A 15,310-nucleotide genomic window follows, 5' to 3' on the forward strand; every position below is an offset into this window, starting at 1 on the left:
TCAAATATTATTTAATCATTAATTAAATCATCTGATATTTATATGATTTTAAAATGGCATTGTGTGTTTTTGTTTTATTTATTTTTTAAATTTCTATTTGTTTTGTTTTTCCGTTTTTTTAGCGAGTTATTTCCATTTTTAGATAGGAGTTAGTGATTTTATCGTAGTTGTGATATTCAAAACTCATCAGGTATAGTGGCACAGGGCAGGCCTGATGTGAGAAGCTCTGGAAGAGGGGGTAAGTATCATTTAAGTCAGTGTTTATATAATTATTCCTATTTTTAGTGGGTTGTTTGGAAATAATATTCCGCAATATATGATATTTCTATAATGATATTTTAAGGCTTAATATCTTCAGTTTTGTTTAACTATAGTGACCGGGCATTGTTGATAATATCATGTTTTATTTCATGGACTTTTCCTATGATAAAACCTATTATTTGGCCGTTTTATCTTGGTCATATCTGCCGTTATATACTTAATTTCGCTTAAATATAAACCAGCAAGATAATATAAAGGTATCACTGACCTGACAGGCTGTTAATCAAAAAATTCGCAGGAAGAAAATAATGAAAAGTAAACTGACTTTAGCTTCTGTTTGTCTGGCTTCACTCATGCTAGCCGGCTGTGCAACAGAATCCTCATCAACTCTTCAGGTTCAAAAAGTTTCCTCTTATAACACAACCTACAAAGGTATTCGCAGCCCTATTGCAGTGGGTAAGTTTGAAAATCGCTCAAGCTACCAGAATGGTATTTTCTCTGATGGTATTGATCGTTTGGGTAACCAGTCAAAAACTATTCTGGTGACAGACTTACAGCAAACCGGTCGTTTTAATGTGCTGGAACGCACGAATATGGCTGAGTTGCAAACAGAAGCCGGATTACAAGGTAAAGCCCAGAAGTTAAAAGGGGCAAGTTATGTCATTACTGGTGCAGTGACTGAATTTGGCCGTAAAGAAGTAGGTGATCACCAGTTATGGGGCATTTTAGGTCGTGGTAAATCACAGATTGCTTATGCAAAAGTGATGCTGAATGTGGTGAATGTGGAAACGTCTGAAGTTGTTTTCTCTTCAGCGGGAGCCGGGGAGTACAAGCTATCTAACCGTGAAATTATTGGATTTGGCGGCACTTCAGGTTATGACTCCACTCTGAATGGCAAGGTTTTAGATTTGGCAATTCGTGAAGCCGTGAATGATTTAGTGTCAGGTATTGAAAGTGGTGCCTGGAAGCCAACGAATTAATAATAAATATTATATAGGAAAGATCATTTAATGTTTTTGATGAAAAAGACGGGGATGTTACTGGGCACGCTAGTGTTAGTCGGATGTGTACAGGCACCTAAAACTATTTATGAATGGGGTGATTACCAGTCAACGCTTTACCAGTATTACCAACAAGATAAAACTGGGCCTCTGGAGCAGATACAGGCTCTGGAAAAAGTGATTGAACAGGCAAAAGCCAAAGATAAACCTGTTCCTCCCGGCCTACATGCACAAATGGGGTTACTGTACAGCAAAACAGGCAATATTGAGGATGCCTTTCAGCAGTTTGAAATAGAGAAAAAATTATTTCCTGAATCTGCACCTTATATGGATTTTCTGCTGAATAAAAATAAGGGAGTGAAATAATGAACCGTATTTTGGGTGCGATTGGTGCTTTATTTTTGCTGCTGCTGACGGGGTGTGCCAAACAGGCACCGCATGATTATTCTGCTTTAAGGGCAAGCGATCCTAAATCGATATTGGTTCTGCCCGCAGTGAATAAGTCTGTAGATGTGAAAGCTGCTGGCAGTGTGATTTCTCAGGTTACTTATCCATTGGCTGAGTCAGGATATTATGTTTTTCCTGTTGCGGTAGTAGAAGAAACCTTCCGGCAGAATGGTGTATCTGAGGCTCAGGATATTAGCAATATCAGCTATAAGAAACTGCATGATATTTTTGGTGCAGATGCAGCGCTTTACTTGGATATCACGCAATACGGCACACAATATCAGATCATCAGTAGTGATACTCGTGTGACTGCTGAAGCTCGTTTGGTTGATTTGCGTACAGGTGAAAAAATCTGGGGCGGTATAGCAACAGCCTCCAGCGCAGAGAATCGTAACAATGGTGGTGGCGGAATTATTGGTATGTTAGTGTCTGCGGCCATTGAACAAATTGTTAACACTGTCGCTGATAGAGGCCACGAGATTGCGGGTATTACCAGCAACCGTTTGTTAAGTGCCGGGCAATATTGGAATGGCCACCTGCTGTATGGCCCACGTTCAGAGTTTTATCGGAAAGAAAAAACAGAATAATTATTCCTGTTATTTTTTAGATTACTTTATTACAAAAATGCCGCAGATAATCACTGCGGCATTTTTATTAACGTTTTTTAGTCTGATTAGACATCCAATCGTTTAGTTTGCCATTTTTTGGATTTCCAGCGCCACGCGTTTACCAGACCACGCACCCACTCATCACAGAAAAACCCAATCCAGATCCCCAGAATGCCCATTCCCATCGTAATTCCCAGAAAATAACCAACGGGAATAGAGATACCCCACATAAAAATCAGGGCAGTATAAAGCGGGAACCGGGCATCGCCAGAAGCTCGCAGTGCGTTGACCATAACGATATTAAAAGTACGTCCCGGCTCCAGAAACACAGATAACAGGAAGAGTGGCAGCAACAGCTCAATGATTTTTTGGTCTTCTGTCATCAGGCCGAGAAGTGGTTGCCGGAAAGCCCAGAAAGATAAGACTACTCCAATTGTGACGATAACACCGATTTTCAGGCTTTTTATACCGCGGATATAGGCCTCTTCAAAGCGTTTTGCCCCGACAAGGTGACCAACCATAATTTCGTTACCAATACTGGTGGCAATCCCAAAAAGCATAATGAACAGCGATAGCTGGAAATACAGCGTCTGTGCTGCCAGAGATGTTTCGCCCATCAAACCGATAAACGCCTGTGCCGTCATGTACTGCAATATCCACACGAGGTTTTCACCGGCCGCAGGCAAACCAATATGCAGGATTTTTCCAAGCATATTCTTTGACCAGCATATGAGTAATTTTGGTACCAGCTTTATTTTCAGGCCATAAAATAGCAAGCCACAGAGGAGAATAACTGCAACAGTACGACCAAATACTGTAGACCATGCCACACCTTCGAGGCCATATTTAGGTAGCCCGAAGAACCCGTACAGAACAATCATATTGCCGACAATTGTCAATAAATTGGCAATCAGGGTGACATACATGGCTGATTTTGATTTGCCATATACTCGCAAGCAGGCTGCCAGAATAATTGAAATGGCTTCTGGTATCAGACAGATACCCAAAATATGCAGATAAGCAAATCCATCATCCATCAGGTTTTCTGGCAGATTCATGATATGCAGGATTTTGTAGCCGAAGAAAATAGTTACCAATGCACAGCCAAAACCCAACACAAAATTAAAGGCGATGGAAATGTGGATCGCCTGACTGGCTTTATCCCGCCTTCCTGAACCGAGGTATTGAGCGATGACAACGCTGCAACCAACACTGATAAAATTGAAGATAGTGATAAATAGATCAAAAACATGATTCCCAACGCCCATCGCAGCCAGATAAGCCGAAGAAATATGGCTAACCATATAGGTATTGATTAACAGCGTCGCCATATGAAGAAAAATATCAATGAAGATCGGCCAGCTCAGGGAAAAAAGCGAACGATCAACAACATCAGATTGATGCATTATAAAAAACCTATTGTTTGAATTGAAATGAGTGGTCTTTTTGTGGTGTGACATATACTCAGAATACAGTCGTAATTTTACTTGGTTTATTGGTTGATTGATAGGCAAATAACACGATTTACTGATATACACTTCGTCTTTCAAGTCGCCTTTTTGTTGGCTGCGCTCGCTCACCCCGGTCACATAGTTATCTATGCTCCCGGGGGTTTACTCTCTTGCTGCCGCGACGCATCTTGAAATCCATTATGTATAGCTAATAGACAATAAAATTTATGGCCATGACTTGATTCTTATCCCCGATTCACTGGATAATCTTCTGCCTCAAATTATCTCACCATTTTTTTATCTCAAAAGCCAAACGATTGCGTATGAGAAATGGCTGAATTGATAGCTTCAGCATTTTTAGCGTTATTAAGTGACGTAATCGTTTTCGTCGGGAGGGGAGTAAAGAAATGATGAGAAAAATAATGATCGATATTTAACACACTGGCAGGGGATAAATATGTCTGGCATGCAGGCACCAACTCAATGCAAACTCGATAGGTATTTTAAGATAACTGAACGTGGAAGCTCGGTACGTCAGGAGATTCTCGCTGGGTTAACAATATTTCTGGCTATGGTGTATTCCGTGATTGTTGTACCGGGTATGCTCGGACAAGCCGGATTTCCTCATACCGCGGTATTTATTTCTGTCTGTCTGGTGACCGGCATTGGCTCATTGCTGATGGGATTATGGGTTAATTTGCCGATGGCGATTGGCTGTGCCATCTCACTGACTGCCTTTACGGCTTTTAGTCTGGTATTAGGGCAGCAAGTTAGCATCCCTGTTGCTCTGGGCGCTGTTTTTCTGATGGGATGTATATTTACCTTTATTTCTGTTACCGGTATTCGAGCCTGGTTATTGCGTAATATTCCAATGGGAATTGCACATGGGGCAGGAATTGGTATCGGATTATTTCTGTTGCTTATTGCGGCAAATGGCGTCGGTCTGGTGATTAAAAATCCGAAGGAAGGATTACCGGTTGCCTTTGGTACACTGACTGCCTTTCCTGTCTTTATGACTCTGTTTGGTCTGGCTGCGATTATCGGTCTGGAAAAGAAAAAAGTCCCCGGTAGCATTTTGCTGGTTATCATCGTTATTTCAATCATTGGCCTGATTTTCGATCCTGCGGTGAAATATCAGGGTTTTTTTAAAGTCCCCACATTAGGAGAAGACGGCCTTTCCCTGATGTTCAGTATGGATATTATGGGGGCGTTGCAGCCAGCTGTCCTGCCAAGCCTTCTTGCACTGGTGATGACCGCAGTATTTGATGCCACAGGGACTATCAGAGCTGTGGCCGGGCAGGCCAACCTGTTGGATAAGCGTGGGCAGATTATTAGTGGTAGTAAGGCGTTAACCGCTGATTCTGTCAGTAGTATTTTTGCCGGAGCGATAGGCTCTTCTCCTGCTGGCGTTTATATCGAATCTGCCGCAGGGAGTGCTGTAGGCGGAAAAACAGGGTTAACTGCGACCATTGTCGGTATTTTGTTTCTGCTAATCTTATTCCTTTCCCCATTGTCATATCTGGTTCCTGCGTATGCCACTGCACCGGCTTTAATGTATGTCGGTCTGCTGATGCTGAGCAATGTGAGAAAACTGAATTTCGATGATTCTGTTGATGCTGTGTCGGGGCTGTTGTGTGCCGTATTTATCGTTCTGACCTGTAATATCGTGACAGGAATTATGTTAGGTTTCAGCACGTTGGTTGTCGGGCGTATTTTTGCCGGTGAGTGGCGTAAGCTGAATATCAGTACGGTAGTCATCGCCACTGCACTGGTGGTATTCTATGCCAGCAGTTGGGCTATTTAGCCAGAACTAGCCTGAAAGTTATGCGTAAGCGGTTAACGCTTGCGCATATATCTCCCTGCCTGATAATTTTTAAAACCTGTCAAATTTTCGACAAAATCCCTCAGATAAGTATAAAATAAGAAAATGGCTTGCGGGTCATTGATTCACAATGTGATTGTTTTTTGATTTTCCAGAATAACTTCAATTTTTGTGGTTATTAGCGCTGTTATTAGAAAGAAAAAACAGTCACAATCTCCTCACCGACGGATTTTTGGCAATTTGTAAGGGTAACATGGAAATATTCTTTACTATCTTGATCTTGATTTTGGTGGTGTCAGTTTCTGGTGTTCTTACTAAGGTGATCCCGTTCCGTGTCCCTTTGCCGATAGTGCAAATAGCAATGGGGGCGTTGCTGGCTTGGCCTCATTTTGGTTTACACGTTACTTTCGACCCTGAATTATTCCTCGTTTTACTTATCCCTCCTTTGTTATTTGTTGATGGCTGGAAAACACCGACCAGAGAATTTTTTCACCATGGGCGTGAAATCGTTATTCTGGTTTTAGTGCTGGTTTTAGTAACAGTTGTCGGTATTGGTTATTTGATTTACTGGTTATTGCCGAGTATTCCGCTTATTGCGGCTTTTGCTCTGGCCGCCGTGTTGTCACCAACCGATGCCGTTGCCTTATCCTCAATCGTCGGGAAAGGGCGCATTCCTAAAAATATGATGAGTGTGCTGGAAGGTGAAGCGTTGATGAACGATGCTTCGGGTCTGGTCGCTCTGAAATTTGCTGTGGCAATTGCCATGGGAACAATGGCATTTACGGTAACCGGAGCAACATTCGAATTCTTTAAAGTTGCAATTGGTGGTCTGGCATCGGGCGTCGCTGTTACCTGGTTGTACAGTAAATCACTGCGATTGATGAGCCGCTGGAGTGGTGATGATCCCGCGACTCAAATCATGTTCATGATGCTGTTGCCATTTGCTTCTTACATGATCGCTGAACATATCGGTGTTTCTGGCATTCTGGCTGCTGTTGCTGCGGGTATGACTATCAGTACGGCTGGCGTGATCCGCAATGCACCGCTGGATATGCGTCTGCGAGCGGATAATGTCTGGGGAATGCTGGCATTCGTATTCAACGGGCTGGTATTCATCATGCTGGGGCTACAGTTGCCGGGGATTTGGGAGACTTCTGTTGCTCAGGCTGATCTCGACCCGCATGTAGAAACCTGGATGCTGTTTGCTGCTGTAGGCATCATTTATGGTGCACTGGTATTACTGCGGTTTTGTTGGTTATGGCTGATGAAAAATACCAGCAAAATTCTGATGAAGAAGAAACCACTGGAATTCTCAACCTACACTACGCGTGAATTGCTGCTGGCGTCGTTTGCGGGAGTCCGTGGTGCCATTACTCTGGCTGGTGCTCTGTCAGTACCACTTTTCCTGCCGGATGGTGATCCGTTCCCTGCCCGTTATCAGTTGATCTTTATTTCCGCAGGTGTGATTCTTGTTTCACTTTTTGTTGGCGTCATTGCCCTGCCACTCTTGCTGAGAGGTATGACAGTGGGAGACAAACAGGCTGATCTTGATGAAATCAGAATGGCGAAAGCAGCGATGGCTGAAGTTGCGATTGTCAGTATGAATAAGATGGAAGAACGCCTGTCTGCCAGCACAGAAGAAAAATTAGACGCTGAAGTGATTAGCGAAGTTGCTTCCCGGGTTACCGGTTACTTACGGCGCCGTACTGCGGGCACGGACGAGGGTGAACACAACCTGGAGGTTGAAGAGCTGGAGCGCCGTTTCCGCCTGACTGCATTACGGGCTGAAAGAGGGGAACTGTATCACTTGCGTGCAACCCGTAAAGTTAGCAATGAAACATTACAGACGCTTCTGCATGACCTTGATTTGCTGGAAGCACTGTTAGTGGATAAATCTCAATAAATATGTGGCTATTAACAATCACAACATTTTTGTGGGCCGCCTCATTCAGCCTGATCGGTGCTTATCTTGCCGGTCAGGTTGATAGCTGGTTTTCTGTACTAATCAGAGTAGCACTCGCTGCGCTGGTATTTCTGCCATTCTTGCGCTGGCGTGGGCTATCGCTGAAAGTGATTTCGCTGTATATGGCAGTGGGCGCTTGCCAACTGGGTGTGATGTACTTGTTTGTATTTCATGCGTACCATTATCTGACAGTGGCAGAGTTTTTGCTTTTTACTGTCATGACGCCACTGTATGTCACACTGATCTACGATTTACTGAAACGTCAGAGGCTACGTTGGGGGTATGCACTCAGTTCGCTGCTGGCTGTTGCCGGAGCTGCGATTATCCGTTATGACCGGCTAAGTGAATCTTTTTGGATTGGCTTGATTCTGGTACAACTGGCGAATATTTTCTTTGCCATTGGTCAGGTTGGTTATAAGCGTTTGATGGAGAAACACCCGATCCCACAACGAGTGGCTATTTCATGGTTCTATTTAGGTGCCTGTGTTGTTGCAATTATCGGATGGTTAATCTTTGGTAACCCACAGAAGCTGCCGACAACGCAATTACAGTGGTGGGTTCTGATCTGGTTAGGCGCAGGAGCCTCCGGTATTGGCTATTTTATGTGGAACTATGGCGCAACTCAGGTTGATGCCGGAACACTCGCAATTATGAATAATATGCTGGTTCCGGCTGGGTTACTGGTTAACTTTGTCATTTGGCAGCAGCATCCGGATTGGCTGAGCTTTAGCATTGGAGGCAGCCTGATTGTTGCATCGCTTTGGGTGCATCACCGCTGGATATTGAAACCCGTTTTACAAAAGGCAGACTATCCACCGCGTGCTGGCGCGCAGAACGAATAAATGTATCAATAGCCGGTTGGTGTTGCTCTCCTTTACGGCAGGCAGCGTACAACCGGCTCCATAATCCCTCTCCTAGCGTCTGCGTGACAACTAAACCCTGTCTTTCAAATGTTTCTACGGCCCAGTGAGGCAATGCTGCAATACCTAAGCGGGCTGCCACCATTTGGATCAGTAATAGAGTGTTATCAACGGTTTTCAGGGTGGGAGTTACTTCGGCTGGCTGGAGAAAACGTCTCCAAATATCAAAACGTTGTCGTTGAACAGGATAAATCAGTAACGTCTCAGGTGCGAGATCTTGTGGCTGAATATCCCGCTGATTGGCTAATGGATGATCCGGGGCCACCACCAACTTTACTTCATAATCAAACAGCGGCGTATAGTGGAGATCGCTGTCGGAAATAATATCGGATGTCAGTACAATATCCAGCTCCTTTTGTTGCAGGGCCGGTTGTGGGTCAAATGTCACCCCGGATTTGAAATCCACATTAACCAACGGCCAGCTTTCCCGGAAAAGCTTTAATGCAGGCGTGAGCCACTGAATACAGCTATGACATTCAATCGCAATGCGTAGGTTAGTTTCTTCCCGCTCATTACACTCGCTCAGAGATGCTTTGATCATCGGTAAAATCTGCTCAGCCAGCTTTAGTAGCACTTCTCCCTGATGTGTAAGTTGCAGCGGCTGACTTTTACGGATGAAAAGTTTGTATCCCAGACGATGCTCTAATTCACTGAATTGATGTGAAAGAGCTGATTGAGTTTGATGCAAGTGATTCGCAGCAGCTGCCAATGAGCCACAGAGATTTAATGCTTGCAATGTTTTTAAGTGTTTAATTTCGATCATGAAAAACCTTCAAGTTGATGATGAATAATTTGCGCTTGTGGTTTATACATTACCTGTTGATTATAGAAGTGTAAACATCTAGACGGCTAAAATTTGCGGGTGACGACATGACAGTTTTAAATCATACATTAGGTTTTCCACGTATCGGCTTGAAAAGAGAGCTAAAAAAAGCACAAGAAAGCTATTGGGCAGGTAAAATTTCTCAACAAGAATTGCTAGAAACAGGCCGTGAATTACGAGCACGTCACTGGCAACAGCAAAAAGAAGCAGGAGTAGATTTAATTCCTGTCGGAGATTTCGCTTGGTATGACCAAGTATTGACGACCACTCTGCTGTTGGGGAACGTTCCTCCCCGCCATCAAAATGAAGATGGAAGTATTGATTTAGATACACTATTCCGCATTGCCCGTGGTCGGGCGCCAACAGGTACTCCGGCTGCTGCGTCAGAAATGACCAAGTGGTTTAACACTAACTACCATTACATTGTTCCTGAGTTTCAGGAAGGTCAAGAATTTAAATTAGGATGGACTCAACTGCTGGATGAAGTCGATGAAGCGCTAGCACTGGGACATAACGTAAAACCTGTTTTACTGGGGCCGGTGACTTATTTATGGCTTGGAAAGGTAAAAGGCAAAGCCTTTGAACGCCTCTCTTTATTGGCGGATATTCTGCCCGTATATCAACAGGTGCTGGGTGAACTGGCAAAACGTGGCATCGAGTGGGTACAGATAGATGAGCCTGCATTGGTGCTGGAACTGCCAGAAGAGTGGTTGGCAGCATTTCAGCCTGCTTATCAGGCAATTCAGGGTCAGGTTAAGTTATTGCTGACAACCTACTTTGATAGTATCAGTCATAATCTAGCGACCATTAAATCACTGCCGGTACAGGGGTTACATGTTGATTTAGTTGCAGGGCAGGATTCACTGGATGAACTGCATAAATCTTTACCTGAGACATTATTGTTATCGTTAGGGGTTGTTAACGGACGTAACGTCTGGCGGGCAGATTTGAGCGCAAAATATGAACTTGTCGCGCCGTTACTGGGTAAAAGAGATATTTGGGTCGGTAGTTCTTGCTCATTATTACATAGCCCGATTGATCTGAATGATGAAACAGGGCTGGATGAAGAAGTTAAGAACTGGTTTGCCTTTGCACTACAGAAATGTGCGGAACTTTCTCTGTTATCTCAGGCATTGAATGCTCCACAAGGCAGCAGACAGTCCGAGCTGGATGATTATAGCGCGCCAATTCGTGCCCGCCGTAGCTCCGCCCGTGTGAATAATCCGGCTGTAGCTGAGCGCCTTAACAAGATCCGTCCGCAGGACAGCGAACGTAATCAAGTTTATGAAGAGCGCGCCAGACTCCAACGTCAACGTTATAAACTACCTTTGTGGCCGACAACAACGATAGGTTCTTTCCCTCAGACAACAGAGATCCGCGGCTTACGTCTGGATTTCAAGAAAGGTCGCGTTGATGGCAATCATTACCGCACCAATATCAGTGAACATATTAAACAGGCGATCACTGAGCAGGAACGGCTGGGATTAGATGTGCTGGTACATGGTGAAGCTGAACGTAATGACATGGTGGAATATTTCGGTGAACATTTTGACGGTTACGTCTTTACGCAAAACGGCTGGGTACAAAGTTATGGTTCCCGCTGTGTTAAACCACCGGTCATTATCGGAGATATCAGCCGCCCAGAAGCGATTACTGTTGATTGGGCAACCTATGCTCAATCCCTGACAGATAAACCAGTAAAAGGCATGTTAACTGGGCCGGTAACGATTCTTTGCTGGTCATTCCCAAGGGAAGATATCAGCCGGGAAACGATTGCCAAGCAGATTGCCCTGGCTCTGCGTGACGAAGTGGATGATTTGCAGAAAGCGGGTATTGGCATTATCCAGATTGATGAACCAGCACTGCGCGAAGGCTTGCCGCTGCGCCGTGAAGAGTGGCAGGCATATCTGGATTGGGCGGTGGATGCCTTTAAACTAAGTGCAGCCATTGCGGAAGACGAGACTCAGATCCATACCCATATGTGTTATTGCGAGTTCAATGACATCATGCCTTCCATTGCAGCACTGGATGCGGATGTTATCACCATTGAAACGTCTCGCTCAGATATGGAACTGCTGGATTCGTTTGAAGACTTTTCATATCCAAATGAAATTGGGCCAGGCGTGTATGATATTCACTCACCGAATGTGCCGAGTGTTGAGTGGATTGAAGCCCTGTTGCGCAAAGCGGCTGAACGTATTCCGGTTGAACGTTTATGGGTTAACCCCGACTGTGGTCTGAAAACCCGGGGCTGGGCAGAACCCCGCCAGTCATTGGCGAATATGGTTGAAGCCGCAAAACGTCTGCGTGATTCAGTTAACAGCTAAGTTAATTTAAGTGTTAATCTGCCCACCATAGGAAAATATAAATATGGTGGGCAGGTTAATTTATTTAGTCAGTAATTTATCTTTCAATAAATTCATCCCTACTGATTTTAGATCCAGATTTTCAGGTACTTCACCATTTGGTGTAACCTTATCAATAAGATTAGGCAGATGTTGTGAAATGAGTGATGAGGCTTCACTGGGGTCGATACCCATTTTTTCTGCTAATGTCTGGATTGTGGAGGAGCCAAAAATAGAGGAAACCTGATCAGCATGAATAGGCGTATTTTCCCCCGTACCAATCCACGAATGAATTGTGCCATCCAACCCTTGCCGGGAAAACTGCTCAACTAACCCACTTATTCCCCCCTGACCTTCAACCCAGTCCATTATATGCTGAATTTGTTGACTCTTACCCCGACTCAGCATATTTGAAATTTGATCAAAAAAGCTCATCGTAATTTCCCTCCTTTGTTGAGGTTTTACTAGCTCAATCGATATAAAACACTAATTTTTGTGTTTTTACAGGAATGAATTAGTGTAAATGTTATAAAGAAAAGGGTAATTCAAGATTTAATTATTAAAATAGCACAGGATTTTTAATCCGGTTTGTTTGGGATAATTGAACTATCCATGTATTAAGTAATTTTATTTATGTTAATCACATGAATATGTGAAATGTTTTTTTATCCCAATATTTAAAAATTGTTTCAATTCAATTGATTATAAATAAATTTTGTTGTTGGTAATAAACCTTGAGTGTGATAACCATCGTTTTTTTGTGAAATTATCTATGTGAAGATCAGAGAAGTAATAAAGAGTCAAAAAACACCAGGGAACCTCATGAATAATTTAATACAAAAAATAGGGGTTATAGGGCTGGGGGCGATGGGAATGGGGATCGCCCAGTCTTTAATAAAAGCAGGTATTTCAACCTATTGCTTTGATATAAATGATAAAGCCTGCGAGCAATTAAAACAAAAAGGAGCAATAGGTGTAGCTAATAGTCCAGCAGAGTGGGCATCAGAGTTTGATGTTCTCTTATTTGTTGTAGTTAATAGTACACAAATCGAAAATATCCTATTTGGTGGAGAATACCCATTAGTCAAGCAGCTTAAGGCTGGTACTTGTATTGTTATACATAGCACTATTTCTGCTGAGCAGGCGCAAAATTTTGCTATTCGTTTACAGGAGTATTATATCAATATGCTTGATGCCCCAATTTCAGGAGGTGCACTTAAAGCGGAACAGGGGAAATTAACTATTATGGCCTCTGGTTCTTCTGAGTTGTTTGAACACATAAAACCGATTTTTGATGTTATCTCAGAGCGTTTATATTACGTTGGTAACAAAATTGGCCAGAGTTCAATGATTAAAATGGTCCATCAATTATTGGCTGGGGTACATATTGCGGTTACAGCTGAGAGCATAGCTTTTGCCGCTAAAGCAGGTATTTCATTAGATTTGATGTATGAAATAGTAACCCATGCGGCAGGTAACTCATGGATGTTTGAAAATCGAGCTCCTCATATTTTGGCCGGAGATTATACGCCTAAATCTTCTGTGGATATTTTTGTTAAGGATTTGGGAATTGTACTTGAAGCTGCGGAGACGATGAAATTTCCGTTGCCAATGGCTGCAACTGCACATCAGATGTTTCTGGCGGCCAGTAATGAAGGGTTTGGTCAGTGGGATGATAGTGCCGTTATTAAGACATTTAAAGGTATAACTTTACCAGAGAAAAGTGATGACCATTAAGTTGGGTGTTATTGCTGATGACTTTACAGGAGCAACTGATATCGCCAGCTTTATGGTTCAAAATGGCTGGCGGGTTGTTTTATTATTTAGTATTCCTGATAACCGCACATTTATCCCACATGATGTAGATGCAATTGTTATTAGCTTAAAAATTCGTTCATGTCCTGTTGAGGAGGCTCTTGAGCAATCTCTCAAAGCTTGCGAATGGCTTCGGAAAATAGCCTGTTGTTCAAGATTTTTTTTCAAATATTGCTCTACTTTTGATTCCACAAAGGAAGGAAATATCGGTCCGGTTATAGATGTTTTGATGGATGAACTTCAAATAGATCTTTGTTTGATTTGCCCCGCGCTTCCTATTAATGGGCGGACAGTAGTCCATGGATATTTATTCGTTAATGGACAACTATTAAATGAAAGTGACATGCAATATCACCCAATCAATCCGATGAAAGATTCTAATCTGCTGCGATTGATAGAACAGCAATCAAAAGGTTTCGCAGGATTAGTTGATATTAATTGTGTACGCCAAGGCGAGTTATCTATTCGGGAGCATTTGCATAAATTGCGTTGTAAAGGTGCCCGTTACGCTGTGGTAGATACTTTGCTTATGGATGATTTACTACTCATAGCAAAAGCTATTCCTGATATGGCATTTGTTACTGGTGGTTCAGGATTAGGGGGAGCAATTGCTCGTTATTACACCGGACATAGTCCAAAAAAAACATCGTCAATGAAAACGCTCCCATCTATCCGAAATAAAAAGGCAGTCATTCTTTCAGGAAGTTGTTCTACGATGACATATCAACAAGTCACCGAGTACCAAAAAGAAGCACCAACAATGGCACTAGATATCGATGAATGCATTAATAATTCTGATTATGTTCATCTTTTAGTTGACTGGGTTATTCAGCAGCCAATAAAAGGTTTGGCACCTATGTTGTATAGCACTCAGCCACCTGGAGTATTAAAACTGATTCAGGAGAAGCATCGGTTTTTGCAACTCAGTAAAATAATTGAACAAATTTTTGCTCAAATTGCTAATGAGTTGAGGAAGAAAGGTTTCAATACTTTTATCCTCACAGGAGGAGAAACTTCTGGCAGAGTTGTGCAAAGTTTAGGTATTCGTCAGGTAGAAGTTGGTGCGGTTATTGCCCTTGGAGTTCCTTGGGTATATGACTTGCACAGTGATTGTTGGTTAGCATTAAAATCAGGCAATTTTGGTGAGGTTGACTTTTTTTATCATTCTCAGAAGATATTTCATTAATTAAAAAAAGTGACCAACAATATCAGTGAGTCGAAAAATATAAGGTAGCATCGATGAATATTAAGTCGAAATATGGCTTATTGTGAGTACTCACGTGTATTTGAGCGTCTATCTGGGGATTAAATATAGTTACGATAGTTGGATTTTTTTACGCTAAATATGACAGGGATTAATTGTGTGCAAATTTTCTTCTAACCTGAGCATGATGTTTAACGAAGTTCCTTTTATTGAGCGCTTTACCCGAGCATCAGGAACAGGTTTTAAAGGTGTAGAATATTTGTTTCCTTATTCTGAATCAGTTGAAAGGCTTACTGCATTATTACAAGAATACCAACTTACACAAGTATTGTTCAATATGCCTGCGGGAAATTGGGACAGTGGTGAGAGAGGTATTGCTTGTTTACCTGGACGCGAAACAGAGTTTGCCGATGGAGTGCATAAGGCTTTGGAGTATGCTTTGTCATTAGAGTGTAAACAACTTCATGTCATGTCTGGGAAATTAGACGAAAGATTTACACTAAATAACTTTTCATAATAGTGGGACACTCGATTTACTTTATCTGAAAGAATCTATTTGCAGATTTTTTCAAGAATTTTTTCACATTACTGAGCAGTTGCCACATATACCGACAACAATGGTTACGTGTAACTGTTTCATGTAACGTGTG

The 15,310-nt window shown here is 42.6% G+C and carries 12 protein-coding genes and 1 pseudogene; 10 read left to right on the plus strand and 3 right to left on the minus strand.

Features of this window, described 5'->3' with window-relative positions:
• Nucleotides 1-569: 569 nt before the first annotated feature.
• The 3 genes from AACS90_RS11650 to AACS90_RS11660 are packed head-to-tail and all read left to right on the plus strand — an operon-like array spanning nt 570 to nt 2,296.
• Nucleotides 570-1,241, plus strand: a complete 672-nt coding sequence (locus AACS90_RS11650; protein ID WP_099111090.1) for a CsgG/HfaB family protein — start codon at nt 570-572, stop codon at nt 1,239-1,241.
• Between the two features lie 30 nt (nt 1,242-1,271).
• Nucleotides 1,272-1,628, plus strand: a complete 357-nt coding sequence (locus tag AACS90_RS11655) for a DUF4810 domain-containing protein (RefSeq protein WP_099122827.1) — start codon at nt 1,272-1,274, stop codon at nt 1,626-1,628.
• Nucleotides 1,628-2,296, plus strand: coding sequence for a DUF799 domain-containing protein (locus AACS90_RS11660; RefSeq protein WP_099122828.1), 669 nt, complete (start codon nt 1,628-1,630; stop codon nt 2,294-2,296). Before AACS90_RS11655 ends, AACS90_RS11660 begins: the two co-directional genes overlap by 1 nt.
• Nucleotides 2,297-2,382: 86 nt before the next feature.
• Here the strand turns inward: AACS90_RS11660 and AACS90_RS11665 are convergent, their stop codons facing one another.
• A complete protein-coding gene (locus AACS90_RS11665; RefSeq protein WP_099111093.1) occupies nt 2,383-3,723 on the minus strand; it encodes an MATE family efflux transporter in 1,341 nt (446 codons plus the stop codon).
• A gap of 502 nt (nt 3,724-4,225) precedes the next feature.
• Here AACS90_RS11665 and AACS90_RS11670 point away from each other — a divergent pair.
• The 3 genes from AACS90_RS11670 (at nt 4,226) to AACS90_RS11680 (ending at nt 8,395) form a co-directional block, all read left to right on the plus strand.
• Complete coding sequence (locus AACS90_RS11670; protein ID WP_099122829.1) at nt 4,226-5,572, plus strand: NCS2 family permease; 1,347 nt, start codon at nt 4,226-4,228, stop codon at nt 5,570-5,572.
• 271 nt (nt 5,573-5,843) lie between these two features.
• Nucleotides 5,844-7,493: a Na+/H+ antiporter gene (locus AACS90_RS11675; RefSeq protein ID WP_099122830.1), complete on the plus strand. Its 1,650-nt coding sequence runs from the start codon at nt 5,844-5,846 to the stop codon at nt 7,491-7,493.
• A gap of 2 nt (nt 7,494-7,495) precedes the next feature.
• Nucleotides 7,496-8,395, plus strand: coding sequence for a carboxylate/amino acid/amine transporter (locus AACS90_RS11680; RefSeq protein WP_099111096.1), 900 nt, complete (start codon nt 7,496-7,498; stop codon nt 8,393-8,395).
• Here AACS90_RS11680 and metR read toward each other — a convergent pair.
• Nucleotides 8,280-9,236: an HTH-type transcriptional regulator MetR gene (gene metR, locus AACS90_RS11685; RefSeq protein ID WP_153043681.1), complete on the minus strand. Its 957-nt coding sequence runs from the start codon at nt 9,234-9,236 to the stop codon at nt 8,280-8,282. The two genes, AACS90_RS11680 and metR, sit on opposite strands and share 116 nt — an antisense overlap.
• Nucleotides 9,237-9,343: 107 nt before the next feature.
• On the opposite strand from metR, the gene metE reads away from it, so the two are divergent.
• On the plus strand, nt 9,344-11,623 hold the full coding sequence (gene metE, locus AACS90_RS11690; protein ID WP_099122831.1) for a 5-methyltetrahydropteroyltriglutamate--homocysteine S-methyltransferase: 2,280 nt from the start codon (nt 9,344-9,346) through the stop codon (nt 11,621-11,623).
• A gap of 60 nt (nt 11,624-11,683) precedes the next feature.
• On the opposite strand, the gene AACS90_RS11695 is transcribed toward metE, so the two are convergent.
• Nucleotides 11,684-12,076, minus strand: a complete 393-nt coding sequence (locus tag AACS90_RS11695; RefSeq protein WP_099122832.1) for a YidB family protein — start codon at nt 12,074-12,076, stop codon at nt 11,684-11,686.
• A 387-nt stretch (nt 12,077-12,463) separates the two neighbouring features.
• On the opposite strand from AACS90_RS11695, the gene ltnD reads away from it, so the two are divergent.
• The 3 genes and pseudogenes from ltnD to AACS90_RS11710 form a co-directional block, all read left to right on the plus strand.
• Nucleotides 12,464-13,378: an L-threonate dehydrogenase gene (gene ltnD / locus AACS90_RS11700; protein WP_099122833.1), complete on the plus strand. Its 915-nt coding sequence runs from the start codon at nt 12,464-12,466 to the stop codon at nt 13,376-13,378.
• Nucleotides 13,368-14,642 carry a 3-oxo-tetronate kinase gene (otnK, locus tag AACS90_RS11705; RefSeq protein WP_099122834.1) on the plus strand — a complete coding sequence of 425 codons (1,275 nt, stop codon included), beginning with the start codon at nt 13,368-13,370 and terminating at the stop codon, nt 14,640-14,642. Before ltnD ends, otnK begins: the two co-directional genes overlap by 11 nt.
• Nucleotides 14,643-14,817: 175 nt before the next feature.
• Nucleotides 14,818-15,159, plus strand: a pseudogene (locus tag AACS90_RS11710) (TIM barrel protein); the annotation flags it as partial.
• Nucleotides 15,160-15,310: the final 151 nt, after the last annotated feature.

Source organism: Xenorhabdus sp. KK7.4 (assembly GCF_963876465.1).
GTDB lineage: Bacteria > Pseudomonadota > Gammaproteobacteria > Enterobacterales > Enterobacteriaceae > Xenorhabdus > Xenorhabdus stockiae.

Bases quoted from the DNA above. Each gene is read 5' to 3' on its own strand.
- otnK (WP_099122834.1), top strand. From the start codon at position 13,368: ATGACCATTAAGTTGGGTGTTATTGCTGATGACTTTACAGGAGCAACT.
- AACS90_RS11660 (WP_099122828.1), top strand. From the start codon at position 1,628: ATGAACCGTATTTTGGGTGCGATTGGTGCTTTATTTTTGCTGCTGCTG.
- AACS90_RS11650 (WP_099111090.1), top strand. From the start codon at position 570: ATGAAAAGTAAACTGACTTTAGCTTCTGTTTGTCTGGCTTCACTCATG.
- ltnD (WP_099122833.1), top strand. From the start codon at position 12,464: ATGAATAATTTAATACAAAAAATAGGGGTTATAGGGCTGGGGGCGATG.
- AACS90_RS11680 (WP_099111096.1), top strand. From the start codon at position 7,496: ATGTGGCTATTAACAATCACAACATTTTTGTGGGCCGCCTCATTCAGC.
- AACS90_RS11665 (WP_099111093.1), bottom strand. From the start codon at position 3,723: ATGCATCAATCTGATGTTGTTGATCGTTCGCTTTTTTCCCTGAGCTGG.
- metE (WP_099122831.1), top strand. From the start codon at position 9,344: ATGACAGTTTTAAATCATACATTAGGTTTTCCACGTATCGGCTTGAAA.
- AACS90_RS11670 (WP_099122829.1), top strand. From the start codon at position 4,226: ATGTCTGGCATGCAGGCACCAACTCAATGCAAACTCGATAGGTATTTT.
- AACS90_RS11675 (WP_099122830.1), top strand. From the start codon at position 5,844: ATGGAAATATTCTTTACTATCTTGATCTTGATTTTGGTGGTGTCAGTT.
- AACS90_RS11655 (WP_099122827.1), top strand. From the start codon at position 1,272: ATGTTTTTGATGAAAAAGACGGGGATGTTACTGGGCACGCTAGTGTTA.
- AACS90_RS11695 (WP_099122832.1), bottom strand. From the start codon at position 12,076: ATGAGCTTTTTTGATCAAATTTCAAATATGCTGAGTCGGGGTAAGAGT.
- metR (WP_153043681.1), bottom strand. From the start codon at position 9,236: ATGATCGAAATTAAACACTTAAAAACATTGCAAGCATTAAATCTCTGT.